This is a genomic window from Streptomyces sp. NPDC051310, from assembly GCF_044455245.1.
Taxonomy (GTDB): Bacteria; Actinomycetota; Actinomycetes; order Streptomycetales; family Streptomycetaceae; genus Streptomyces.
This window is the reverse complement of record NZ_JBITEO010000059.1, coordinates 1-1,666: the sequence shown is the minus strand read 5'-3', so window position 1 is coordinate 1,666 and position 1,666 is coordinate 1. Positions and strand designations below refer to the sequence as shown.

The window sequence follows — 1,666 nt, the reverse complement described above, 5'->3', positions numbered from 1 at the left end:
CCCGCGCAGCTCACGGCGACCGCGTCCGGAGTGGCCGCGGCGCGCGCGGCGACCCGCTCGTGGATCGTGCCCTCCCACGGGGCGATTCCGGGCGTCACGGCCCACTCGCCCACCAACCGCTCCCGCTCACCCGGAGCCAGCATCGGCAGCGCGGAGACCGCCCGGGAAGGCTCGGCCACGGCGGCGGCGAGCAGCGTGTTCAGGTGCTCCCCGAAGCGCGCGACGGTCGGCGCGTCGAACAGCTCGGCGCTGTACTCGACGAGCGCCCGCAGCCCGCCCTCGTACTCCTCGAATTCGATGGTCAGGTCGAACAGCGCCGAGTCCCGCTCCAACGGGTAGTCGGCGACGCGGACCTCGCCCAGGCTCGGCTGCATGCCGGGCGCGTTCTGCAGGACCACCATCGCCTGCACGAGCGGTGTGCGGCTCGTGTCACGCTCCGGCTGGACCGCCTCCACCAGGCGCTCGAACGGCACGTCCTCGTGGGCGAACGCGTCGAGCACCGTCTCCCGAACCTGCCCGAGCAGGGTGCCGAAGGGCGTGTCCGGGTCGATGTGCGAACGCAGCACGACCGTGTTGACCAGGAAGCCGACCAGCTGCTCCAGACCCGCGTCGCCCCGGCCGGCGGACGCGGTGCCGACAGCGATGTCCCGCTGGCCGGTGTAGCGGGCGAAGACCGCCTTGACGGCGGCCGTCAGCGCCATGAAGAGCGTCGCGCCCCGCGTGCGGGCCAGCTCCTTGAGCGCGCCCACGGTGGCGGCCGGCACGTCGAAGCCGTGGACGCCGCCCTTCGACGAGCGCACGGCCGGGCGCGGCCGGTCGGTGGGCAGGTCCAGCGGCGTGATGCCGTCGAGGCGCTCGCGCCACCAGTCGAGCTGCTCCTCCAGCAGGCCGCCGTCCGCCAGCCGGGCGCGCTGCCAGGCCGCGAAGTCGGGATACTGCACGGCGACTTCCGGCAGACGGGGCTCGCGGCCCTCGACGCGGGCCGCGTACAGCTCGCCCAGCTCCCGCGAGGCGACGCCCATCGACCAGCCGTCCGTGACGATGTGGTGCATCCCCAGGACGCACACGTGCTCGTCGTCCCGGAGCCGGACGAGGAGCACCCGGACGAGCGGGCCGGTACGCAGGTCGTACGGGCGGGCCAGCTCCTCCTGCGCGAGCTCGCGCAGCCGATGCTCGCCCGCCGCCTCCTCGGCACGCCACTCCGGCTCCAGCACGGGGTGGACGATCTGCACGCCCTGGCCGTCGACCACGTCGAACGTCGTCCGCAGCGCCTCGTGGCGGGCCACCAGATCACCGACCGCCGCGCGGAGCGCGTCCGGGGCCAAGGGCCCCGTCAGACGCAGCCCGACGGCCGAGTGGTACTCGGTGCCGCCCTCGTTGAAGTCCTCCAGGAACCACAACCGCTGCTGACCGAACGACATCGGCAGCAGGCCGTCACGCGGCACCGCCGGGATCGCCGGGATCACCGGAGCGCCGGCCGCCGCTCCCTCCGCCTCGGGGGCGATGGCGGCCGCGAACTCGGCGACCGTCGGCGCCTCGAAGAGCAGCCGCGGCGAAAGCTGTCCGCCGAGCGCCTGGCGGGCGTGGGAGATGAGCTGGATGGAGAGGATCGAGTCGCCGCCCAGTTCGAAGAAGTTGTCGTGGATGCCGACCTTCTCCGCGCCCA

1 protein-coding gene is annotated in these 1,666 nt (G+C 73.9%); it reads right to left on the bottom strand.

What is annotated here, in order from left to right:
- Positions 1–1,666 (bottom strand): condensation domain-containing protein (locus ACIA79_RS33535; protein WP_399432207.1); only part of this gene is annotated, 1,666 nt, incomplete at both ends.